This is a genomic window from Enterococcus faecium, assembly GCF_029023785.1.
Taxonomy (GTDB): domain Bacteria; phylum Bacillota; class Bacilli; order Lactobacillales; family Enterococcaceae; genus Enterococcus_B; species Enterococcus_B faecium.
Genome location: NZ_CP118955.1, coordinates 432,501 through 453,402, shown reverse-complemented (window position 1 = coordinate 453,402; position 20,902 = coordinate 432,501). Strand labels below are relative to the sequence as shown.

Annotated in this window: 19 protein-coding genes and 2 pseudogenes (1 of these 21 running past the window's edge); 7 read left to right on the top strand and 14 right to left on the bottom strand. The window is 39.2% G+C overall.

All coding sequences use genetic code 11. The features are described 5' to 3' along the window. The 4 genes from PYW34_RS02140 (at position 1) to PYW34_RS02125 (ending at position 4,122) form a co-directional block, all read left to right on the top strand. Complete coding sequence (locus PYW34_RS02140) at positions 1 to 1,032, top strand: aldose epimerase family protein (protein WP_002293690.1); 1,032 nt, start codon at positions 1 to 3, stop codon at positions 1,030 to 1,032. Between the two features lie 6 nt (positions 1,033 to 1,038). After that, positions 1,039 to 2,226 carry a galactokinase gene (locus tag PYW34_RS02135; RefSeq protein WP_002286858.1) on the top strand — a complete coding sequence of 396 codons (1,188 nt, stop codon included), beginning with the start codon at positions 1,039 to 1,041 and terminating at the stop codon, positions 2,224 to 2,226. A 155-nt stretch (positions 2,227 to 2,381) separates the two neighbouring features. After that, complete coding sequence (locus tag PYW34_RS02130) at positions 2,382 to 3,764, top strand: Y-family DNA polymerase (RefSeq protein ID WP_002286860.1); 1,383 nt, start codon at positions 2,382 to 2,384, stop codon at positions 3,762 to 3,764. After that, positions 3,736 to 4,122, top strand: coding sequence for a hypothetical protein (locus PYW34_RS02125; protein WP_002293692.1), 387 nt, complete (start codon positions 3,736 to 3,738; stop codon positions 4,120 to 4,122). The genes PYW34_RS02130 and PYW34_RS02125 overlap by 29 nt, the downstream gene beginning before the upstream one ends. A gap of 199 nt (positions 4,123 to 4,321) precedes the next feature. On the opposite strand, the pseudogene PYW34_RS02120 reads toward PYW34_RS02125, so the two are convergent. The 14 genes and pseudogenes from PYW34_RS02120 to efp form a co-directional block, all read right to left on the bottom strand. Further along, positions 4,322 to 4,991, bottom strand: a pseudogene (locus tag PYW34_RS02120) (DUF421 domain-containing protein). Positions 4,992 to 5,179: 188 nt separating this feature from the next. Continuing rightward, positions 5,180 to 5,977: pseudogene (locus tag PYW34_RS02115) on the bottom strand (IS3 family transposase); the annotation flags it as partial. 280 nt (positions 5,978 to 6,257) lie between these two features. Continuing rightward, on the bottom strand, positions 6,258 to 7,637 hold the full coding sequence (locus PYW34_RS02110) for an FAD-dependent oxidoreductase (protein ID WP_002286868.1): 1,380 nt from the start codon (positions 7,635 to 7,637) through the stop codon (positions 6,258 to 6,260). Positions 7,638 to 7,811: 174 nt separating this feature from the next. Next, positions 7,812 to 8,981, bottom strand: a complete 1,170-nt coding sequence (locus PYW34_RS02105) for a pyridoxal phosphate-dependent aminotransferase (protein ID WP_002286869.1) — start codon at positions 8,979 to 8,981, stop codon at positions 7,812 to 7,814. Next, positions 8,956 to 10,107, bottom strand: a complete 1,152-nt coding sequence (locus PYW34_RS02100) for a M20 family metallopeptidase (protein WP_002294351.1) — start codon at positions 10,105 to 10,107, stop codon at positions 8,956 to 8,958. Before PYW34_RS02100 ends, PYW34_RS02105 begins: the two co-directional genes overlap by 26 nt. Beyond that, positions 10,067 to 11,416: an aspartate kinase gene (locus PYW34_RS02095; protein WP_002304192.1), complete on the bottom strand. Its 1,350-nt coding sequence runs from the start codon at positions 11,414 to 11,416 to the stop codon at positions 10,067 to 10,069. The genes PYW34_RS02100 and PYW34_RS02095 overlap by 41 nt, the downstream gene beginning before the upstream one ends. Positions 11,417 to 11,424: 8 nt before the next feature. Further along, on the bottom strand, positions 11,425 to 12,426 hold the full coding sequence (locus PYW34_RS02090) for an aspartate-semialdehyde dehydrogenase (protein ID WP_002286873.1): 1,002 nt from the start codon (positions 12,424 to 12,426) through the stop codon (positions 11,425 to 11,427). A 15-nt stretch (positions 12,427 to 12,441) separates the two neighbouring features. Continuing rightward, on the bottom strand, positions 12,442 to 13,137 hold the full coding sequence (dapD, locus tag PYW34_RS02085) for a 2,3,4,5-tetrahydropyridine-2,6-dicarboxylate N-acetyltransferase (protein WP_002286875.1): 696 nt from the start codon (positions 13,135 to 13,137) through the stop codon (positions 12,442 to 12,444). A 5-nt stretch (positions 13,138 to 13,142) separates the two neighbouring features. After that, entirely contained in the window at positions 13,143 to 13,859 is a 717-nt protein-coding gene (gene dapB / locus PYW34_RS02080) for a 4-hydroxy-tetrahydrodipicolinate reductase (RefSeq protein WP_002286877.1), read from the bottom strand. Beyond that, on the bottom strand, positions 13,856 to 14,737 hold the full coding sequence (gene dapA / locus PYW34_RS02075; protein ID WP_002286879.1) for a 4-hydroxy-tetrahydrodipicolinate synthase: 882 nt from the start codon (positions 14,735 to 14,737) through the stop codon (positions 13,856 to 13,858). Before dapA ends, dapB begins: the two co-directional genes overlap by 4 nt. Before the next feature lie 2 nt (positions 14,738 to 14,739). After that, the gene (gene dapF / locus PYW34_RS02070; RefSeq protein WP_002294349.1) at positions 14,740 to 15,540 is read right to left on the bottom strand and encodes a diaminopimelate epimerase; all 801 of its coding nucleotides are present in this window, start codon (positions 15,538 to 15,540) and stop codon (positions 14,740 to 14,742) included. Next, positions 15,527 to 16,786, bottom strand: a complete 1,260-nt coding sequence (gene lysA, locus PYW34_RS02065) for a diaminopimelate decarboxylase (protein ID WP_002286883.1) — start codon at positions 16,784 to 16,786, stop codon at positions 15,527 to 15,529. Before lysA ends, dapF begins: the two co-directional genes overlap by 14 nt. Positions 16,787 to 17,000: 214 nt before the next feature. Next, positions 17,001 to 17,171 (bottom strand): hypothetical protein, encoded by a 171-nt coding sequence (locus PYW34_RS02060; RefSeq protein ID WP_002294348.1) that lies wholly within the window; start codon positions 17,169 to 17,171, stop codon positions 17,001 to 17,003. 100 nt (positions 17,172 to 17,271) lie between these two features. After that, the gene (efp, locus tag PYW34_RS02055; RefSeq protein ID WP_002289434.1) at positions 17,272 to 17,835 is read right to left on the bottom strand and encodes an elongation factor P; all 564 of its coding nucleotides are present in this window, start codon (positions 17,833 to 17,835) and stop codon (positions 17,272 to 17,274) included. A 427-nt stretch (positions 17,836 to 18,262) separates the two neighbouring features. Between efp and PYW34_RS02050 the strand changes: the two genes are divergently transcribed. The 3 genes from PYW34_RS02050 to PYW34_RS02040 form a co-directional block, all read left to right on the top strand. After that, a complete protein-coding gene (locus PYW34_RS02050; protein ID WP_002289436.1) occupies positions 18,263 to 19,180 on the top strand; it encodes a PLP-dependent cysteine synthase family protein in 918 nt (305 codons plus the stop codon). 12 nt (positions 19,181 to 19,192) lie between these two features. Further along, positions 19,193 to 20,338 carry a cystathionine gamma-synthase gene (locus PYW34_RS02045; RefSeq protein WP_002289438.1) on the top strand — a complete coding sequence of 382 codons (1,146 nt, stop codon included), beginning with the start codon at positions 19,193 to 19,195 and terminating at the stop codon, positions 20,336 to 20,338. 170 nt (positions 20,339 to 20,508) lie between these two features. Continuing rightward, a protein-coding gene (locus PYW34_RS02040; RefSeq protein WP_002289439.1) for an S-ribosylhomocysteine lyase crosses the window boundary here: on the top strand, positions 20,509 to 20,902 show its 5' portion. Its footprint extends 65 nt past the window's final position; only the first 394 of its 459 coding nucleotides appear in the window; its start codon is at positions 20,509 to 20,511; the stop codon falls past the right edge of the window.

The window sequence follows — 20,902 nt, the reverse complement described above, 5'->3', positions numbered from 1 at the left end:
ATGAAGATTACAGAAAAAGATTTTGGCCAAGGTTATCACTTGATAACCTTGGAGAACAAAAACAAGCTAGCACTTTCTATCTCTGATTTAGGTGCTAGAATCGTCAGTTTAAAATCAAATGATCGAGAATTAGTTTTGGGATTTGACACCGCTGAAGAATATATCGAAAAAGATCCGTATATCGGTGCTTCTATCGGTCGCACCGCAGGGAGAATCGAAAATGGCCGCTTTTCTCTCAATGGAAAAACTTACCAATTAGCCACAGATCCAAAAACTGGACATAATCTGCATGGTGGTGCTCCTGGATTTGAATTAAAAAAATGGTCTTATGTCATTTTGAATGGCGAAAATGAAGCTTCTGTCATTTTTACTACTACAAGTCCCGACGGAGAACATGGTTTTCCAGGTACAATGGATGTGGAAATCCGCTATACTTTGACAAAAGATAATATCTGGCGAGTGACCTCTCGCGGCACCAGTGACCAAGATACTTTATTCAATCCGACAAATCATGTTTACTTCAACTTGACGGGAGATGCTTCTCAGTCAATCGATCAACATGAGCTTTGGCTCAATAGCGAAGCTTATGCTCCTTTGCGAACAGATAGTATTCCTATAGGGGTAAAAGAAAATGCTGCAGGAAGTGCTTTCGATTTTCAAATACCTAAAAAATTAGCGTCCGTTTTTGCTAGTGATTTGGATCAAAAAAATCTTGTTGACGGAATCGATCATCCATTTTTCTTAAAAGAAACCGGCTTGGGTAAAGAAGCCGCTCGCTTGACTAGCCCCGATAAAAGAATCCAAGTAGGTATTGCTACAGATGCTTCTAGTGTGGTTATTTTCACTGCAAATTTCGGCACAGAAACACCAGAAATGCGCAACCGAAAACTGGCACATCACGGTGGCATCACATTTGAGACTCAAACAGCTCCAGGTGCAGAGCGCTTCTCAGCATTTGGTTCGATTCATTTAAAAGCCGGATCAGTATTTGAAACAGTGACAGAATTCAAAATCAAAACAAGAAAGGAATAACTCATCATGGAAATCAAAAGAAGCTTAAACACAAAATTTGCCGAAACATTCGGACCTAAAAAAACTACACAATACTTCTCACCAGGACGCATCAATTTGATTGGTGAACACACAGATTACAATGGAGGCCATGTCTTCCCCGCTTCCATCACTTATGGAACGCAAGGTGTAGCAGCACCTCGAGACGATAATAAAATATTAGTTTATTCCACAAACTTTGACGATATCGGTGTCATTAGTTTTACTTTAGATGAGCTAGAATATGATAAAAAAGCAAACTGGGCAAATTACGTAAAAGGAATGGTCCTTAAATTAAAAGAAGCTGGACACTCAATCGATCATGGGTTTGAGTTGTTAGTGGAAGGAACAATCCCTAATGGTGCAGGACTTTCCAGTAGCGCTTCATTAGAATTATTAGTAGGTGTTGTATTAGAAGATCTGTTTGATTTAAAAACAGATCGCTTGGAACTAGTCCAAACAGGTAAAAAAGTAGAAAATGAATTCATCGGTGTCAATTCAGGTATCATGGATCAGTTTGCCATCGGCTTCGGTGAGCTAGATCATGCAATCTTATTAGATACAAATACGCTGAAATACGAAATGGTTCCAGTGAAACTAGATGGTTATGCAATCGTCATCATGAATACGAATAAGCGGCGGGAATTGGCAGATTCAAAATACAATGAACGCCGTAGCGAATGCGAAGAAGCCTTGGCACGTTTGCAAAAAACTTTGCCTATCTCTTCTTTAGGAGACTTAGATGAAGAAGAATTTGAATCAACTATTGACCAAATCGGCGATGATACATTGATACGCAGAGCTCGCCATGCCGTTTCTGAAAATCAGCGGACTTTGAAGGCAAAAGCTGAATTAGAAGCTGGGAACTTAGAAGCATTTGGTCAACTGTTAAATGATTCTCACCACTCTCTTCGCTATGATTATGAAGTAACTGGGATCGAATTAGATACACTAGTAGATGCTGCTCAAAAACAAGAAGGTGTCTTAGGTGCACGAATGACAGGAGCTGGATTTGGTGGCTGTGCGATTGCTCTTGTCAAAGAAGAAAATATACCTGCCTTCAAAAACAATGTCTATGATGAATACATGAAAGTTGTCGGCTATGCTCCGGAATTTTATGTTGCACACATTGGAAATGGGACAACAAAGATCGATCCAGAAGCTGTTCATGTTTGATAAAAAAATCAACGATCTCAGCTAAAAACAAATAGATAAAAATAACCTCTCAGCAATTTCCAAATGTGAGCCTTTTGCTCGTATTTGAAAATTGCTGTTTTTTATTGACACGGAAAGAGAACGTGTGTTCTAATTGTGTTGAAGAGGTGATTGTTATGTGGGCGAATCAAAATCCGGTATTTGTTTATGAAAAAGAACCTTCAAGAGATATTTTATGTATTGACTGCAAATCTTTTTACGCCTCCGTAGAGTGCGTTGAAAAGGATCTTGATCCCCTTACAACTAAATTAGTAGTCATGTCCTATCCGTCCGATTCGACAGAAACACGGGGTAGCGGATTAATCTTGGCTTCCAGTCCTGCAGCAAAAAAAGCTTACGGCATCACCAATATCAGCCGTGCCAGAGATCTTCCCTTCCCCTATCCAAGTGATTTATATATTGTTGCCCCAAGGATGGCCTATTATATGGAAAAGAACAGAGAAATCAATTCTATCTATAAAAAATATGCAGACGAAGCGAACCATCATGTCTATTCCGTCGATGAAAGCTTCCTTGATGTAACAAATAGCATGGCACTCTTTGGTAAAACAAATGCGTACGACATGGCTAAACTGATCCATAAAGATGTGTTTGAGCAGACCGGAATCTACACGACTATAGGAATTGGCGATAACCCGCTACTTGCTAAACTAGCCTTAGACAATGGCTCAAAAGACGGAAAGCAAATGTTTGCTGAATGGCGTTATGAAGATGTACCAGAAAAGTTATGGAAAATCTCAGATATCACTGACTTTTGGGGAATCGGCAAACGAACAGCAAAACGTCTGAAACAAATGGGTATACATTCTGTTTATGATTTAGCTCACGCGGATTATTATCACTTGAAAAGCAAGCTAGGGGTCATCGGTACTCAGCTTTATGCCCATGCTTGGGGCATCGATCGAAGTTTTTTGGGACAAGAATATACACCAAAATCAAAAAGTATCGGAAATAGTCAAATCCTAGATAGAGATTATACAAGACGAGAAGAAATCGAGATCGTTATCAAAGAAATGGCCGACCAAGTCGGCACTCGCTTGAGACGATCTGCAGCAAAAACACAAGTAGTCAGCTTATGGGTAGGATACTCTTTAGGCTATCTTGATCCAAATGGCAAGACCGGGTTTCACCAGCAAATGAAAATCGAAGCGACAAATGCTAGCAGAGATCTAGCAGATGCTTTATTGACCATTTTCCACCAGCATTACCACTACCAGGATATTCGGCGTGTAGGCGTGAACTGTTCCGACCTCGTATACGCGACAGGTTTACAGCTTAACCTTTTTGAAGATCCTGAAAAGCAGATAAATGAAGCGAAAGTTGATTTTGTTGTCGATACGATTAGAAAAAAATACGGCTTTCAATCAATCATCCATGCGCATAGTCTCTTGCAAGGAGGACGCGCCATCGCACGTAGTTCTCTCGTTGGCGGGCATGCAGGTGGTATGAGTGGATTAGAAGGTGGAAAAGATGAGACGGACAGCAAAAAAATTCATTGACTATAACGAGTATCGAGATCGGCCATTTGGATTAAAATGGGGGACTGCTTTTGCGATGGAAGAACTAGTCAACGGTATCAAAAAAAATGAAGAAGAAGCACGCAAACAGCCTCTTCCTAAACAACAAATGACATTGCAAGAAATCGATAGTATACTGACAGAAGCCTTTTTATCTCGTAAAGCAGTAATCATTCAGCTCAATTTAAAAGATGAATTTGGAAGACTCTTGGATGAGGTCGAAGGGCACTTCATTGGTGAAGCCTATGAAGATTACTTTATGATTGACCATCAGCCGATATTGTGGGAAGACGTACGGTATATTGAGTTAAAGGAAACAAAAAAATGGTTTGTGACATGAGAGGTTGTGACAGAAGTGATCAACTTCAAAAAATAAGAAAGGATTTTTCGAAAATTGCTTCTTAAATTTTTGTGGAATTTTGGCTTATTTTTCGAAGAAGCAACTTCTGGAACAACGTATATTAGATATCAGAGGTTGTGAAAAAGTCGCTTAGTTTTGAGTAACAAGCCAAGGCGCTGATTTCACAACCTCTGTCTATCTATCCATCTATTCGGTAAGATTCATGCATGACGTCTTCTTTATTTAGTATGTAGAGCCCTTTTTCTTCTGACCATTCAACATAAATCAGCTGTTTTACATCTGCATAGCCTTCTTTCTTCAAGTTCTCCATAAGCCATGCTTCAGTCAATTGATTGGACTGAAGCACTTTATGCTGAATTTGCCCTTCATCTACAAGCAGGATCGATAAAGCTTTGTCTTCATCTGATTTTTTCAATACACTCATTTGACCGGCATTCTCTAGGATAACATGTTTGGCATTTTCAAGAGAAAAGCATTCTTGCTGTCTTAAGATTGCTCGCAACTGCTCCATCTCGATATGGTTATTTGTCAACTCTGTCATGTTGATGACGCCGTCTTTGATTAGAACAGATGGCTCGCCTTTGACCCAACGATTGACCTTTTCATTTTTTTGGACGATACGTTCGATACCATAAATCATTACTGCCCAAAGCGCAATGTCCATGTAGGACATGCCCTACATGGACATTGTCATCATAGGTTGATTCTTCTAAGATCCCACCTAAAACAAGCGTATAGACTAAATCAAACGGTGTGATTTCTGACATGGATTTCTTCCCAAGCAAACGTACCACTAATAATAAACCGATCAACCCGAACACCAGTTTCATTGTAATTGAAAAAATCATTTTTTCTCCCCCTAACTATCTGTTAATTAAATTATATATGCTTTCTCACGAACACGCATGGAATATACAAGGAAGAAATGTATCCTTTTACTAAAAAAAGGACTGTGACACTGTAGTGACCCCCAAAAGTTAGACTTTTTTGGAGTGGAGAAATCCACTCCTTTTTTTTATGCTCTAAAATGATATTTTTACACAACCGTTACGGTTGTTTTACGAAATTGGACGAGACTTTGCCAGTTTAATTTCTGTTTTATCCGTTCATTATTGTAGTAATAGATATAGCTATCGATGGCTGATTTTAATTCCTCGAAACAGTTATAAACTTTCCCGTGAAAAATCTCTTGTTTTAATAAGCCAAAAAAATTCTCCATAAGTGAATTATCTAAGCAGTTCCCTTTCCGAGACATGCTTTGAAAGATTTTGTACTCCTTCAATTTGTTTCTATAAGCTTTCATTTGATACGCCCAACCTTGATCTGAGTGAAACGTACGACGATAGGGACAATCGTTAGTGGTCTGGATAGCTTCCTCCAAACCTTCCATTACCGCTAATGCATTGGGCTTTTCAGAGATACGATAGGATAAAATCTCACTATTGAACATATCCATAAAAGGATCTAGATACAATTTCTTTTGACGGATAATGCCTTTGGCATCCACTTCATGGTATTTAAATTCAGTTGTATCCGTCGTGATTTTCTGATGGCAGATACTGGTGTAGAAACGACGATGGATCCGATTTTTGGCTACTGCTCCAACTTTTCCTCGATAAGAATTGTAGCGACGTGATTTACGCGTGTATGCCGTTACTTTTATTCCTAGCTTCTTGATCAAGCGCTGAACTTTCTTTTTATTGATAGAGAAACCGCGGTTTCTTAGTTCATTGGTCATCCGTAAACAGCCATAATCCTTGTGCTTCTCCCGAATTTTAAGCATTTCCGCTTCAATCTCTTGATCTGGATTTTTACGGTCCAATCGCCTTTGCCATCCAAATAATCATGAACGATCTTTAATTTAAGTTCAAAAGTATATTTAACCATAAAAAATACCGACCTCCAAAAGTTAGATTTTTTGGTCTAACTTTTGGGGGTCGGTACACAAATCGTGTCACAGTCCCTTTTTTGAAAATAAACGGTGTTCAAAAGCTTGCATCTGCGGTAATAAGTCCAGCCAAGTTAAAAACATAAGAAGCTGTTTTTACTTGGCTGTTCTTATTACTTGATGCAAGGCAGCTTTTTCACAACCTCTTTTCAAATATTTCGTTTTCTTATTCTACAAATGGTTCTTCTCCTAACGCTTGTTGAGCGGCTAGATTCAACATGCTCCATTGTCGGTCAAAGCCTGGCTGGAAGAAGAAGTCAGCTTCTGCTAGTTCTTCTAAAGTCAGTTTGTTTTGGATCGCTAGTGCCAATACATTTCCTTGACCTGTAACATCATAGGTAGATAATACTGCTCCTCCTAGCAATTGATGGGTCATTGGATCCGAGAATAATTGGATGGACACTTTTGGATTTCCTTGTTCTTCTGGTACATATTTTGGTCGTAACGTATCTTCATAATAAGACACTCGTACATCTACTCCTGCTTTTGCTGCTGTAAAGCTATTCAATCCGCTTGCTGCAAAATGATAGTCAAAGACACTTAATGCAGAGGAACCTACGACTCCGCCGAACGGTTTGTTTGGTACTTCTTCAAAAAGATGTTTTACTACATAACGTGCTTCTCTACGTGCAACAGTCGCTAAAGCGATCGGCATTTTTTTGCGTGCTGGGATAGAATAAGCAAGTGTAGCATCTCCTACTGCATACACATCTGGAAGATTCGTTTGCAAGTATTCATTTGTTTGGATCCAGCCACGTTCATCTAAGTCGACGATCCCTTTTAACCATTCTGTATTTGCCTTCACACCGGCAGCTTGAATGACTAGATCTGCTGGGATTTCTTTTTCACTTGTTTTGATTGCCTCAACTTTTCCGTTACCAGTAAAAGCTTCGATTTTTGCATTTGTCAAAACTTCAATACCGTTTTCATTTAGGTGTTGTTCTAAAATATCTGTCATCTCAGCATCTAAATAAGTGCCTAAAGGTCTATCGATCACATCAAGCAATACGACTTCTTTCCCAGCTTTTCGGCTTGCTTCTGCTGCTTCGATCCCAATGTAACCCGCACCTACGACAGCGATTTTTTTAATAGCCGGATCATTTAATTTTTCTTTGATTTTGGTTGCCCAATTGTATCCACGCATCAAGTAGACATTTTCTAGATCTGCTCCTGGTACTGGCAGATTGTTTGGTTTGACACCAGAACTCAAAATCAATTTGTCATAAGGATATTCTTTTGTTTCGTTATCTGATGCGCTAGTAACCGTTACTGTTTTTTTATCGGCATCGATCGTTTTTACTTCGTGATTATTTAAAATATGAACATTGGATTGCGGAAAGTTTTCTGGTCTGAAATTACGTACATCATTTACATCTGTTACCTTGTCTTCTAAATACAGCTCCATACCACATGACATGAAGGAAATATAGTCTCCTGCTTCAAATAGCGTGATATCTACATTTTCACCGTATCGTGTCAATAGTTCCAAGATCGATTGATGCCCTCCATGAGATGCACCTACAATGACAACTTTGATTTTTTCCATTGATGAAACCTCCTTGAATATTCTTTTAAAATCATTCTAAACAATTTAAACTTAACATTACATTAGTTATGAATCAAAAGAAACGCGTTCATTTGAACTAAATTTAAAAAACAATCGTCTCCTTGCAGAATATACCGCAAAATTAACGATTGTTTTTTTGATAAAATCTATGAATCACTGTTCTGTTAAAAAGTCTTTGATCCGTTTGCAGGCCTCATGTAATTTTTCCATGCTGCTAGCATAAGAAATCCGGATATAACCTTCTCCTTCTGGGCCAAATGCAATTCCTGGGATACACGCAACTTTTGCCTGTTCCGCTAATTCTACACAAAACTGCCAAGAGTCAGTTTGAATGGCAGCTGGGAGTTTGCAAAACAAGTAAAATGCACCGTTTGGCTGGGTCACTTCAAATCCTAAAGGCGCCAATTGCTGGACCAGATAGTCTCTTCGTGTTTGATATTGCTCTTTCATATTCTCGCTATCTTTCACCCCATTTATTAGCGCTTCAGCCGCAGCTTTTTGCGACATCGTTGTAGCGGCAGTCACCAGATATTGATGGACTTTAATTAGTTCGTCAATAAGGGCTTTTTGAGCAAAAATAAAGCCCACTCGCCAACCAGTCATCGCATGTGACTTGGATAACCCGCTTATCACGATTGTTTGTTCTGGAAGATAAGTAGCTATGGACATATGCGTTCCACTATAAGTCAATTCAGCATATACTTCATCACTTATAACAAATACCGGATATTTTTTTAAAACCTCAGCGATTGCTTTCAATTGTTTTGCAGACAATGTCGTCCCAGTAGGATTGTTAGGATAGTTTAAAATGACTGCTTTGACAGCTGATCCATATTGTTCAAATGCTCGTTCAAATTGTTCCGGCTGACAGACAAACCCTGTGTCAGAAGTATCTATCGGGATCAATTCAGCACCAGCTAGTTCCACTAATGGCTGATATCCTGAATAAGCAGGCGCTGGAATAAGAACCTTGTCTCCTTCTTCCAAAACAGATAACAACGCAGAGGCAATCGCTTCCGTTGCACCAACTGTCGTCAAAACTTCCGTTTGCGGATCATAAGTTAATCCATAACGCTGTTGCTGAAATATACAAGCCGCTTCCCGCAGTTCCTCTAATCCTCTCATTCCGGTATAGTGAGAAAAGTCTTCTTCAATCGCTGCTATTCCTGCTTGCTTGACATGTTCAGGAGTTGGAAAATCCGGTTCTCCCAGGGTGAGTTTGATCACATCTGGTATCGACGATATTTGCTGATCGAATTGTCGTATTTTTGATACTTCTATTCTAGAAAGCCTAGGACTAAATCGATTGGATAAATTCATCATTATTTACTCGCTCCTCTTTTGAACTGCTATCGATTTTTACAAGAAGATTTTCTGTAAAAAGAATCGTTTTGTACCATTCTACACCATTTTCTAAAACATCCATATCAAAATCGAACGTCGGATCATGTAAAGCAGGGGTATCACCGACACCTAAAAAGAAAAATACACATGGATATTGTTGCGTATATATGCCAAAATCTTCGGCTTGAAGAACTGGAGCATCTAATTCATGTAGTTTGTTTGAATCTAACAGTGCTGCATATAAGCCTCTATGGTTGATTACAGCTGGATAGCCGTCATTATAGCGAAAAGAAATAGTAGCTGTAGAGTGAAACTGTTCTGCTAAATGGTCTAATCCCCTCTTCAAATAATTTTGCATATCTGAACTGTAAGAACGGATACTTCCGGATACAATAACTTCTCCAGCTAAAACATTTCGGATCGTTCCACCTTGGATTTGGCCAAATTTCATTAGATGATTCCACTCTGCCGGTAATTGCCGGTCAAAATCATAAACATTCTTCAAAAATCGTACAGCTGCCTCCAGACTATCGATTCCTTTTTCACTAGAAGCAATATGTGCAGACTGGCCTTTAATGATAATGTCTGTTTCACTGCTTTGTGCCATCAAAGGTCCTGGTCGAGAGAAAACTTCTCCCTTAGCTAGTCCAGGCCATAGATGAAAGCCAAATATTGCTTGTACTTCATATTTATCCAACAATCCTGACTGAATAACGCTTTGTGCGCCACCGGAAATTTCTTCTGATGGCTGATAGATCAGTACTACATTATAAATAAGATCCTCAATGTGTTTAGTTATAAAGTCAGTCAACCCTAAAAGCATCGCCATATGTCCGTCATGACCACATGCATGCATATAACCTTCATGCTTAGAAGCAAAAGAGAGATTCGTTTCTTCTTTGACTGGCAGTGCATCGATATCTGTTCGAAAAGCAATCGTTTCTTCTTGCTGATTATCAAAATAAAGGAGTAGTCCTGTTTCGCCGATTTCATGGATAACGGCCCCGCTGTTTTTTACTTGTTCATATAAATATTTTTTTGTCTTGAATTCATGAAACCCGATTTCAGGAATTTGATGGAGTGCCATTCGATATTCTTTCAGCATCCGTATTCACCATCCCTTCATAGATACCCTTCACTACTGTTTCATATTGATTATTCGGTACACCGATGATCAGATTCAACTCCTGTGCTCCTTGTGATAAGATCGATGTGCGAATTTCTAATTTGTTCAATATCGATAACACTTTCCCAGATAATCCAATCAATTCTTTATGCGGACCCCCAACGACAGAGATCAAAGCTAAGTCTTCGATCACGACGATTTCTTCCACGCCAAGTGTTTCTTTTAATTCTTTCGTGATGAGAAATAACTTATCGGCAATCGCTTCTGCTGAGACGATCACTCCGATATTGTCGATCCCTGAAGGAATATGTTCGATTGATATCTCATGTTTAGCAAAAATGCTCATTGCTTTCCAGATAAACCCGATTTCATCGGACATATGACGTTTGAATAAAGTGATGGAAAGAAAATCCTTGCGTCCAGCTATTCCTGTCAGTCCATTTTCCTTTTCTATTTCGTGATTCGATATTTTTGTCCCTTGAGCGAAAGGATCATTGGTATTTTTTATTTGGATGGGGATATCAGCCTCTTGAACTGGGAAAACAGCTGCTTCATGAAGAACGTTAGCCCCCATATAAGCCATCTCTCTCAGTTCTCTAAAAGAGATTTCCTCGATGATTTTAGGATGATCGATGATTCGCGGATCAGCCATCATGATTCCTGAAACATCCGTCCAATTCTCATAACTTTCCGCTTGCAACATCTTCGCCAGTATCGCGCCGGTAATGTCGCTTCCCCCACGGCCCAATAATTTTTCTTTTCCTGCAGGGTTCGCCCCGTAAAACCCTGGAACAACCATTTTCGGATATCTTTTAAATGCTTTTGTGATTTCCTGTGCTGTTTTTTCCTGATCGATTTTCCCATCATAGTCAAAGAAAATCAGGTCTTTTGCGTCAATAAACTGGTAACCAAGATACTCAGCCATCAGTTGAGCAGTCAGATATTCACCTCTACTTACTAAATAATCTTCAGTTATCTTTTCGTCTTCCAGTTGTTTCTGTATGCGTGCTAGTTCATCTTCAATAGGTAACTGCAGGGCAAGAACATCTCTTACTTGAATGAAACGATCACAAATCCTTTTCCAAAGGGGTGTCCAATCAACATGATGCTGAAGGTAAGCATAAATCAAATAAAGTAAGTCTGTTACTTTGTCATCATCTGACGTACGTTTGCCTAAAGCAGAAACAACGATCACTTGGCGATTGGGATCTGAAAGAACAATTGTACGGACTTTTTTGAATTGCTCTTCATGAGACATCGATGTTCCGCCGAATTTCGCTACTTTCAGCGTATTACTCATCTTGCCACCTCCGCTATTTTCTGCATTAAAGCTGCAGCAATCTGTACGGCATTCGCAGCGGCTCCTTTGCGTATGTTATCGGCAGTCGTATAGAACAACAATCCGTTCTCTAAAGAAGTGTCTTTTCTGATCCTCCCAACATAAACCATATCTGTTCCTCTAGCAAGAATGCTCGTCGGATATTTATGTGCTGCTAGATCATCTTCTAATTGAATCCCTGGAAACTGGCTGAGACACTCTCTAATTTCTTCCGTCGTAAACTCTTTTTGCAGTTGAACTGCCACAGAGACTCCATGTCCATTTTCGATTGGCACACGTACGCAGGTTGCTGATACTGGCAAAGCAGGCTGATGCAGAATCTTACGGGTCTCATTTATCATTTTCTGTTCTTCTTTTGTATACCCATTTTCCAAAGGCTGATCGATTTCCGGAATCACCGTTTGGCTAATATTATAAGGATACAAAACTGGTTCCTCGTCATTTTGCGTACGATGAAGATCTTCAATGCCTTTTTGCCCGGAACCAGAAACTGCTTGATAGGTCGAATAATTGACTCGCTGGATACCAAAGGCTTCTTGTAAAGCTTTAAGCGGAAGTACCGCTTGAATGGTTGAACAATTTGGATTTGCAATCAGCCGATTCAATGTATAGTCTTCCAGATTGACCTCTGGAACGATTAATGGAATATCCGAATCTTCCCGCCATGCTGAGGAATTATCTATGACAAATAGTCCCTGACTTCGTGCGATTGGCGCAAACTCTTTGGATACAGAAGCACCTGCAGAAAATAGCGCTAAATCATATCCTTCAAATGAAGTTTCTGTCAATTCCTGTACAGTGTGTTTCTTTTTCTTGAATACACAAACTTTACCGGCTGAACGTTTTGAAGCTAATAATTTCAATCGTCCTACTGGAAAATCATATTCTTCTAACACTTTGAGCATCGTTTGGCCGACTAATCCGGTTGCCCCCACAATACAGGTATCTATTTCGCGCATTTTTCTCCATCTCCTCTATAATTCGCGTAACGCAGCAATCAATGCTGTATTTTCTTTTGTCTGATCATCACTTATTTTTAATACACGTGCAGGTATTCCACCGACAACAGTTTCTGCTGCCACATCTTCTAAAACCACTGCTCCTGCTGCCACGACTGCATCTTTTCCGATATGGACACCTTCAACAATCACTGCATTCGCACCTACCAGTACGCCGTCTTCTACGATAACCGGTTTGGCCGATGCTGGTTCGATCACACCTGCTAAGACAGCTCCTGCACCAATATGGCAGTTTTTGCCCACTGTCGCTCGTCCACCTAAGACAGCACCCATATCAATCATCGTGTTTTCACCGATTACTGCACCAATATTGATAATCGCTCCCATCATGATCACGGCATTGTTGCCGATTGACACTTGATCTCTGATAATAGCACCTGGTTCGATACGAGCATTAATTTTTTTAATATCTAGCAAAGGAACTGCGCTGTATCTTGCAGCAGTTTCGATTTCGATTTCAATGATTTTTTCTGATTCAGCTTCTAAAACCGGAGCAATCGTCTCATAGTCACCAAAAACAACGAAGCTGCTTCCTTCACCAAAAACTTTACTTTCTTTAAATTCGATTGGCTCGGTTACATTCAGATAGACTTTCACAGGCGTCTTTTTAGATGCCGTTTGAATGTAGCGGATGATTTCTTGAGCTTCCACGTTTTTTACACCCCTTTGTCCATTAATAAATCTTCTAATTTGTAATAACCTGGTGACTGATCTTTCAACCAGTCCGCTGCTTCTACTGCGCCTGCAGCAAAGATTCGATTAGAAAAAGATTCATGTTTGATCGTAAATATTTCATCAGTAGCAGCAAACAATACATCATGTTCACCAGGTAAAGAACCTGCACGAATACTGTGTACACCAATTTGGTTTTCTTCTCTTTTTTTCCCTTGCCAGTTGTATACGGGCTGCAGCTTTTGCACTTCTTGGATTGTTTGAAGCAGCATATTTGCAGTACCAGATGGTGCATCTTTTTTACGACTATGATGTTTTTCAATCAGTTCGATCTGCCAGCCTTGCAACATTGCAGCTGCTTGCTTGATTAGTTGATTCATCACCATGATGCCGAACGAAAAATTAGCACTATACATCACAGGTACATGTTTGGCATGTTCTTTTATTTCTTGGAACTGTGATTGTGTATAACCTGTCGTGCCAATGACTAACGGAAGTTGATATGATAAGCTATACGAAAGGATTTTCTCTAAATTATCTGGATGAGAAAAATCAATAAGCAGTTCTGGCAGTTCCGTAAAAGCAAGCGTAGTTGCTTCTTTAGGTGCCGTCCGTAAAAGAAGGACCGTATCTCCTCTTTCTTGTGCAACTTCTTCGACTCTATTTCCCATCTGTCCACTGCCAATCAGTCCGATTTTCATTTTTCAACCGTCCTTTCTTTTAACAAAAGCTGAGCTAATTGTTTCTTTTTCTCTTTTGAAAGAGAAACTAAAGGCAGGCGTAGAGGTCCGGAAGGTAAGTCTAATAATGACATGGCTGCTTTGACAGGAATAGGATTGGTCTCACTGAACAAGGCATGGATCAGTTCAAGTGCATTTAATTGCTTTTCTTTTGCTTGCTGCCATCTTCCGTCCTGCGTATCTTTTACTAATTCATGGACTATTTTAGGTTGGATATTCGCCCATACACTTATTACACCGCTTCCTCCTACACTCATTACTGGTAGGATCAAATCATCATTTCCACTGTAAAGGAAGAATTCTTCTCCAATCAACCGAGCGGCATCCATCACATAAGCCATATCTCCTGAGGCTTCTTTCAAACCAATGATATTAGGATGTTCTGCTAAATTTACTAATACATGGATTGGAATCGACATGCCTGTTCTAGAAGGAACATTATACAAAATAAGCGGAATCGGTGAGGCTTCTGCAATTGCTGTAAAATGAGCAGCTAGTCCTGCATCACTTGTTTTGTTGTAGTAAGGGGTGATGACCAAAAGTGCGTCTGCCCCCAAAGAAGCAAAATGCTTCGCTTTTTCAATCGTTTCTTTCGTATTATTCGTTCCAGCTCCTGCAATCACCGGCACACGGCCAGCCACTTTCTTTACTGTCAGTTGAAGGATCTGCTCCTCCTCAGATTGTGTGAGCGTAGAAGATTCTCCTGTTGTACCTAAAACTAATAATCCATCTGTTTGTTCATCTAAATGGAATTGGATCAATTTTTCCAAACCAGCATAATCTACTGATCCCTCTTCATTCATCGGCGTGATCAGCGCCACGATCGAACCTTTTATCATCTTCATTCCTCCAATATTCTTGTCCATTCATGAACTGCTGGGCCAGCCATTTGTATCGCATCCTCACCAGAGATCATCAAGTCTCCTTGTTCCAAGTGAACAACTACCTGATCTGCTGAAATTTTCCCAGTTTCCTTAGCAACCACATAAGAGGCACAGCAACCTGTACCGCAAGCAAGTGTCCAACCTACTCCTCTTTCATAGGTACGGACGATCAATTCTTGTTCATTGACTACTTCTACAAAGTTGACATTGGTTTTTTCTTTGAACAAAGGATGATGACAGATCAGTTCACCTCTTTTTCTCCAGACTTCCTCACGCGCATTTTCAACAAAAACAACGGTATGAATCGTTCCTAAAAATAAACTAGTGATCGTTACTTTTTCACCATTGATCTCTATTTCCTGGTTTTTTATTGGATAAGTTTGATTAGCTTTGATTTTTTCCGGAGAATCATCTGGCACTCCCATATCTACGCTGCAATAAAAAGGTGAGGGATCCAACACCGTAATTTTTCTTGTGCCTGCTAATGTCTCTACGTTGAATTCCTGTTCATTCATCATGTTCTGATCATTTACGTATCGAGCAAAACAGCGAATGCCATTTCCGCACATCGGCGCGCGGCTGCCATCTTTGTTGTAATAGATCATTTCCAACGGATCGATTTTTACGGCGATCAATCCGTCTGTATCATATTTTTCTTTTGTGCATAAAGAAGCGGCTAATTGACTATAATCTGTGTCTTCTGCGTAATCTAATAAGATAAAATCATTTCCGCAGCCATTATATTTATGAAGGATCATAGGAAACTTCCCCCCTTAGTAGATCAGAAAATGCTTGTCTGCGAACAATCAGTCTTGATTGGCCATTATTGACAAAAACAACTGCTGGTCGTGTCGCTCGATTGTAGTTGCTGCTCATCGAGTATCCATAAGCTCCCGTGGAATAAACAGCTAAAAGATCACCCGATTCTGCTTTCGGCAAATAAGCTTCTTTAATTACCACATCGCCTGATTCACACATTTTTCCTGCAATCGTCACTTTCTCTGTTTTTTCTTCCGACAGTTTTGCTGCTAAATCACAATCGTATTCTGCCTGATACAGAGCTGGACGGATATTATCTGTCATCCCGCCATCTACAAAGTAATATTTTTTATGTGGTGTCTTTTTGATGAAACCAATCGTGTATAGTGTTGTACCAGCTTCTCCAACAATACTTCTACCCGGTTCGATCAGTAATTGACGAATGGTCAGTTTTCGTTTTTCCAAAGCTTCTTCCGTATATTCAATCAGTTTTTTTAGTGCCTCTTCGACTGGGATCGGCTGATCATTTTGTGTATAACGAATCCCAAACCCTCCGCCAAGATTCAAGGAAAGAGGTTGGTCAAAATCGGTTAAGTAATTCGTCAATTTGTCGATTTCAGCTAACCAAGCAGTAACATCAAAAATTTGTGACCCGATATGAGCATGAAATCCTTCTAACTCTAGATAGCTGCTTTCTTTTATCAACTGAAGGGCTTGTTGGCACTCTTTACTTTCATAGCTCATGCCGAATTTTGAATCAATATGCGCAGTGACGATATATTCATGAGTATGTGCTTCTACTCCGACATTCAACCGAAGCATGATACAGATTTTTTTTAAATAGCGTTGGCTTAATTCTGCTAATAATTCAACTTCCATCAAATTATCGGCAACAATATGCAACAAATCATTTTCAAGTGCATAGATCAGTTCCTCTGGCGTCTTGTTGTTACCATGGAAGTAGATAGTATCTCTAGGAAAATCAGCTTGCAAAGCGGTATAGATTTCCCCACCACTGACAACATCTAGCCCGAATCCATATTCACGAACTAAATGCAGCATCTCAATCGTTTGGAATGCTTTAGAGGCGTAAAGCACTTTTGTATCAAAACGTTTCGATACAAAGCCTCGCTTGAATGACAGCATCGTTTGTCTCATCTTTTCTTCATCATACACATACAGAGGTGTCTTATACTTTTCTGCCAATGTGCTTGCTGTGACTCCGCCAATTATCAATTCTGTCATTTTTTCATTCCTCTTTTCACTTTTTTTCCGTTTTTATTGGAATTTCATTTGATAAAGATTTGAATTTTATTGGAATAATATTAAACAAAATTTTCTGAATTGTCTAGTATATTTCGAAATATTTTTTTAAAAATAAGAATAAAAATGGTTATAAAAACAAAATACCCGAACTATTAGAAGCTATTTATACATAAAAACATAAATTCAACACTATTTAGTGATGAAAAAATATTTTCGCTTCAATATAGTTCGGAATAGTTCGGATATTTTCAATTTTATGAATCATTTCAATTTCTTCATAAATAAGTGCAGTTTCTTCTTTCTCTAGCTTTTGCCATTCATCTTTCAAAATATAAATAAAATCAAATACTTTTTTATTTTTCAATTTGCTGATTCCACAAAAAACCTCTTGAAAGGCAGATCCGATGATCTGCCTTTCAAGAGGTCAAGCTCTGTTTTCAAATTCTTATCAATCCGTTAGCGAATTATTTTGACGCACGTTTTACATAAGAACCTTCTGCTGTATTGATTTCCAACAATTCATCTGTTTCGATGAAGTCAGGAACATTGACTACTAAGCCAGTTTCCATTGTCGCTGGCTTACCTGAACCAGTGACTGTTGCACCTTTGATGGAAGGTTGTGTTTCCACAACACGTAATACGACAGTTGTTGGTAATTGAACGCCGATGACTTCGCTACCGAAAAATTGGATTTTTACTTCCATGTTTTCTAGGATATATTTCATTTCTTCTTCTACTGTTTCTACAGGAATTTCATATTGCTCATATGTTTCCAAATCCATGAAGAAAGCTGTATCATCCATCGTGTACAAATATTGTACAGGTTTTGTGTCGATATGTGCTTTTTCAAATTTTTCTTCTGGTCTGAACGTTGTGTCGTATGTTGCACCTGAACGGACATCTTTCAGTTTCATACGCATAACTGTATTTCCTTTACCAGGTTTATGGTGGCTTGCATCCAGAACTTTAATCAGTTTGCCGTCTTGTACGAAAGTCATACCGGCTCTTAAATCACTTGCTGAGATCATTATTTTTGCTCCTTCTTTTCTTTATCATAATCAACTTTATTGTATCAGACAACCGGCCAGAAAACTAGAGTATTCTCTATCTTTTAAGGTCTCATGCCTATTTGTCAGAAAAATAAACACGGGTAAACGATGCTATCGAAATATTTTTTTCTTTCAAGCCTTTGACTTTTATTTTTTTTCATGCTATCGTTAATAAAAATTTTACTTGGAGGGATACACATGACAGTCAGCAACCAAAAACAATTGAATCGTTGCTGTTGTATGGTGCATAAAAGCAGCATACTATTTGTCATGTCTATTAATTGCCCTTCATAGAATGAGTACCAGGTAACTTATCTTTTTATCTACTCAATTTTTCTCTATGTCTTTCAAGGAGCTGATTTAATAGTCAGCTCCTTTTTTTATTATCTTTTTTTAGGAGGCCCACATGATTATCTCGACAATTACAGAAGCTATTGGTTCCACACCGCTTTATCGCTTTGACAATCAGCACTATTCTATGCCTAAAGGTTCTGCTATTTATGCAAAACTAGAATATTTAAATCCTGGAGGAAGTATCAAAGATAGATTGGGCAGTTATTTGATCAAAGAAGGATTTGCCCAAGGAAAAATCAATGAAAAAACGACGATCATCGAACCAACTGCCGGAAATACAGGAATTGGGATCGCTCTGGCCGCACTCACATACAAATTAAGAACGGTTTTTGTTGTTCCAGAGAAGTTTAGCTTAGAAAAACAACAATTGATGAAAGCATTGGGAGCAAAGATCATCCATTCTCCTAGTGAGCAAGGAATCATCGGTGCCATCAGCAAAAGTAAAAAACTTGCAGAGGAGATATCAAACAGCTATCTGCCTCTTCAATTTGAAAATAAAGATAATCCTGCTGCTTACTATCATACGTTAGGGCCAGAAATCTTTCATGAAATCAAAGAAAATATCCATAGTTTTGTAGCAGGAATTGGGAGTGGTGGAACCTTTGCTGGAACTTCTACCTTTTTGAAAGAAAAATATCCCGACATTCGAATAATCGGTGTAGAACCAGAGGGCTCTGTGTTAAATGGTGGTGATCCAGCCCCTCACGAAATTGAGGGTATCGGTGTAGAATTCATTCCGCCGTTTCTTTCTCCCCTTTCAATCAATCAGATCGAGACAATCTCTGATGTAGAAGGGTTTAACTATACTAGGCAGTTAGCACGAGAACAAGGACTATTAGTTGGAAGTTCGAGTGGTGCGGCTTTTGCAGCAGCATTAAGAGAAATTCGTCGTTTACCACCTGGTCATCGTGTCGTTACGATTTTTCCAGACGCAGCAGACCGCTATTTATCAAAAAACATTTACTTATAGGAGGAAAGAAACATGCACATTCAAACAAAATTGATCCACGGAGGCATCAGTGAAGATCCCACAACAGGAGCTGTCAGTGTACCTATTTATCAAACATCCACTTATCGGCAAGATGGCGTCGGCCAGCCTAAACAATATGAATATTCAAGATCTGGTAATCCTACTCGTTTTGCATTGGAAGAACTGATTGCTGATTTGGAAGGCGGTGTTCGAGGATTCGCTTTTTCTTCTGGTCTTTCTGGGATTCATGCCGTTTTTTCTCTTTTTCAAGCTGGCGATCATATCTTATTAGGAGATGATGTCTATGGAGGAACATTCCGTCTATTTGACAAAGTTCTTACTAAAAATGGTCTCGAGTACACGATCATAGATACGAGTAATCTTGATAAAATAGAACAATCCATCAAACCCAATACAAAAGCACTTTATCTTGAAACACCTAGCAATCCGCTTCTAAAGATTACTGATTTAGAAAAAAGTGCCACTCTGGCTCATCAACATGGATTGATAGTTATTGCTGACAATACATTTGCTACTCCTTATTTTCAAAGACCTTTAGATCTCGGTTCTGATATCGTTGTCCATAGCGGTACCAAATATCTAGGCGGACACAGCGATGTAGTAGCTGGTTTAGTGACTTCTAACCATAAAGATCTAGCCGATCAGATCGGATTTTACCAAAATGCTATCGGAGCCGTACTTGGTCCCCAAGATAGCTGGTTACTTCAGCGCGGAATCAAGACACTAAGTGTTCGTATGGAGGAACATCAAAAAAATGCTTTTGTGGTAGCTGATTTTCTATTTTCTCATCCAGCAGTAGAAAAGGTCTACTATCCAGGATTACCCGATCATGAACTCCATGGAGTTGCTAAGCAGCAGATGAGCGGCTTTAGCGGAATGATTTCTTTTACTTTAAAAAATGAAGAATCTGCTATTCCATTTGTTGAATCACTCCAACTATTTACTTTAGCAGAAAGTTTAGGTGGCGTAGAAAGTTTAGTGGAAATTCCTTCTGTCATGACTCATGCGTCTATTCCAAAAGAAAAACGAGAAGAGGCTGGCATAAAGGACGGCTTGATCCGTCTTTCTGTAGGAATTGAGTATGGTCAGGATCTCATAAACGATTTAGCTCAGGCATTTGACAGAATCAAGAACTAGAAGTCCCAATAAACGACTTAGCAGAAAAATCTAAAAAATATTTCAGATTGCTACACCTTGGAAACGATAAGTGTTAGAATCAAGTAGAAAGACGTTTTTGTAAATTTCACTAAATAATTCTTTAGTGAAAAGCATCAAAACGAATGAACAAACAGATAGGAGTCTTACAAATGAGAATGAATGTCGAAAGTTTTAATCTTGACCATACAAAAGTCAAAGCACCTTATGTACGTGTAGCTGATCGAAAAACGGGTGCGCATGGCGATGTCATCATTAAATACGACGTCCGCTTTAAACAACCAAATAAAGAACACATGGACATGCCAAGTCTACATTCACTTGAGCACTTGACTGCCGAACTAATCCGCAATCACGCAGATTACATCGTAGACTGGTCTCCAATGGGATGCCAAACAGGCTTTTACTTGACTGTATTGAATCATGAAAGCTACGAAGACATTTTAGATGTTCTTGAAGCAACAATGAAAGATGTTCTTGAAGCTACTGAAGTACCTGCAAGCAATGAAACACAATGTGGCTGGGCTGCCAGCCATACACTAGAAG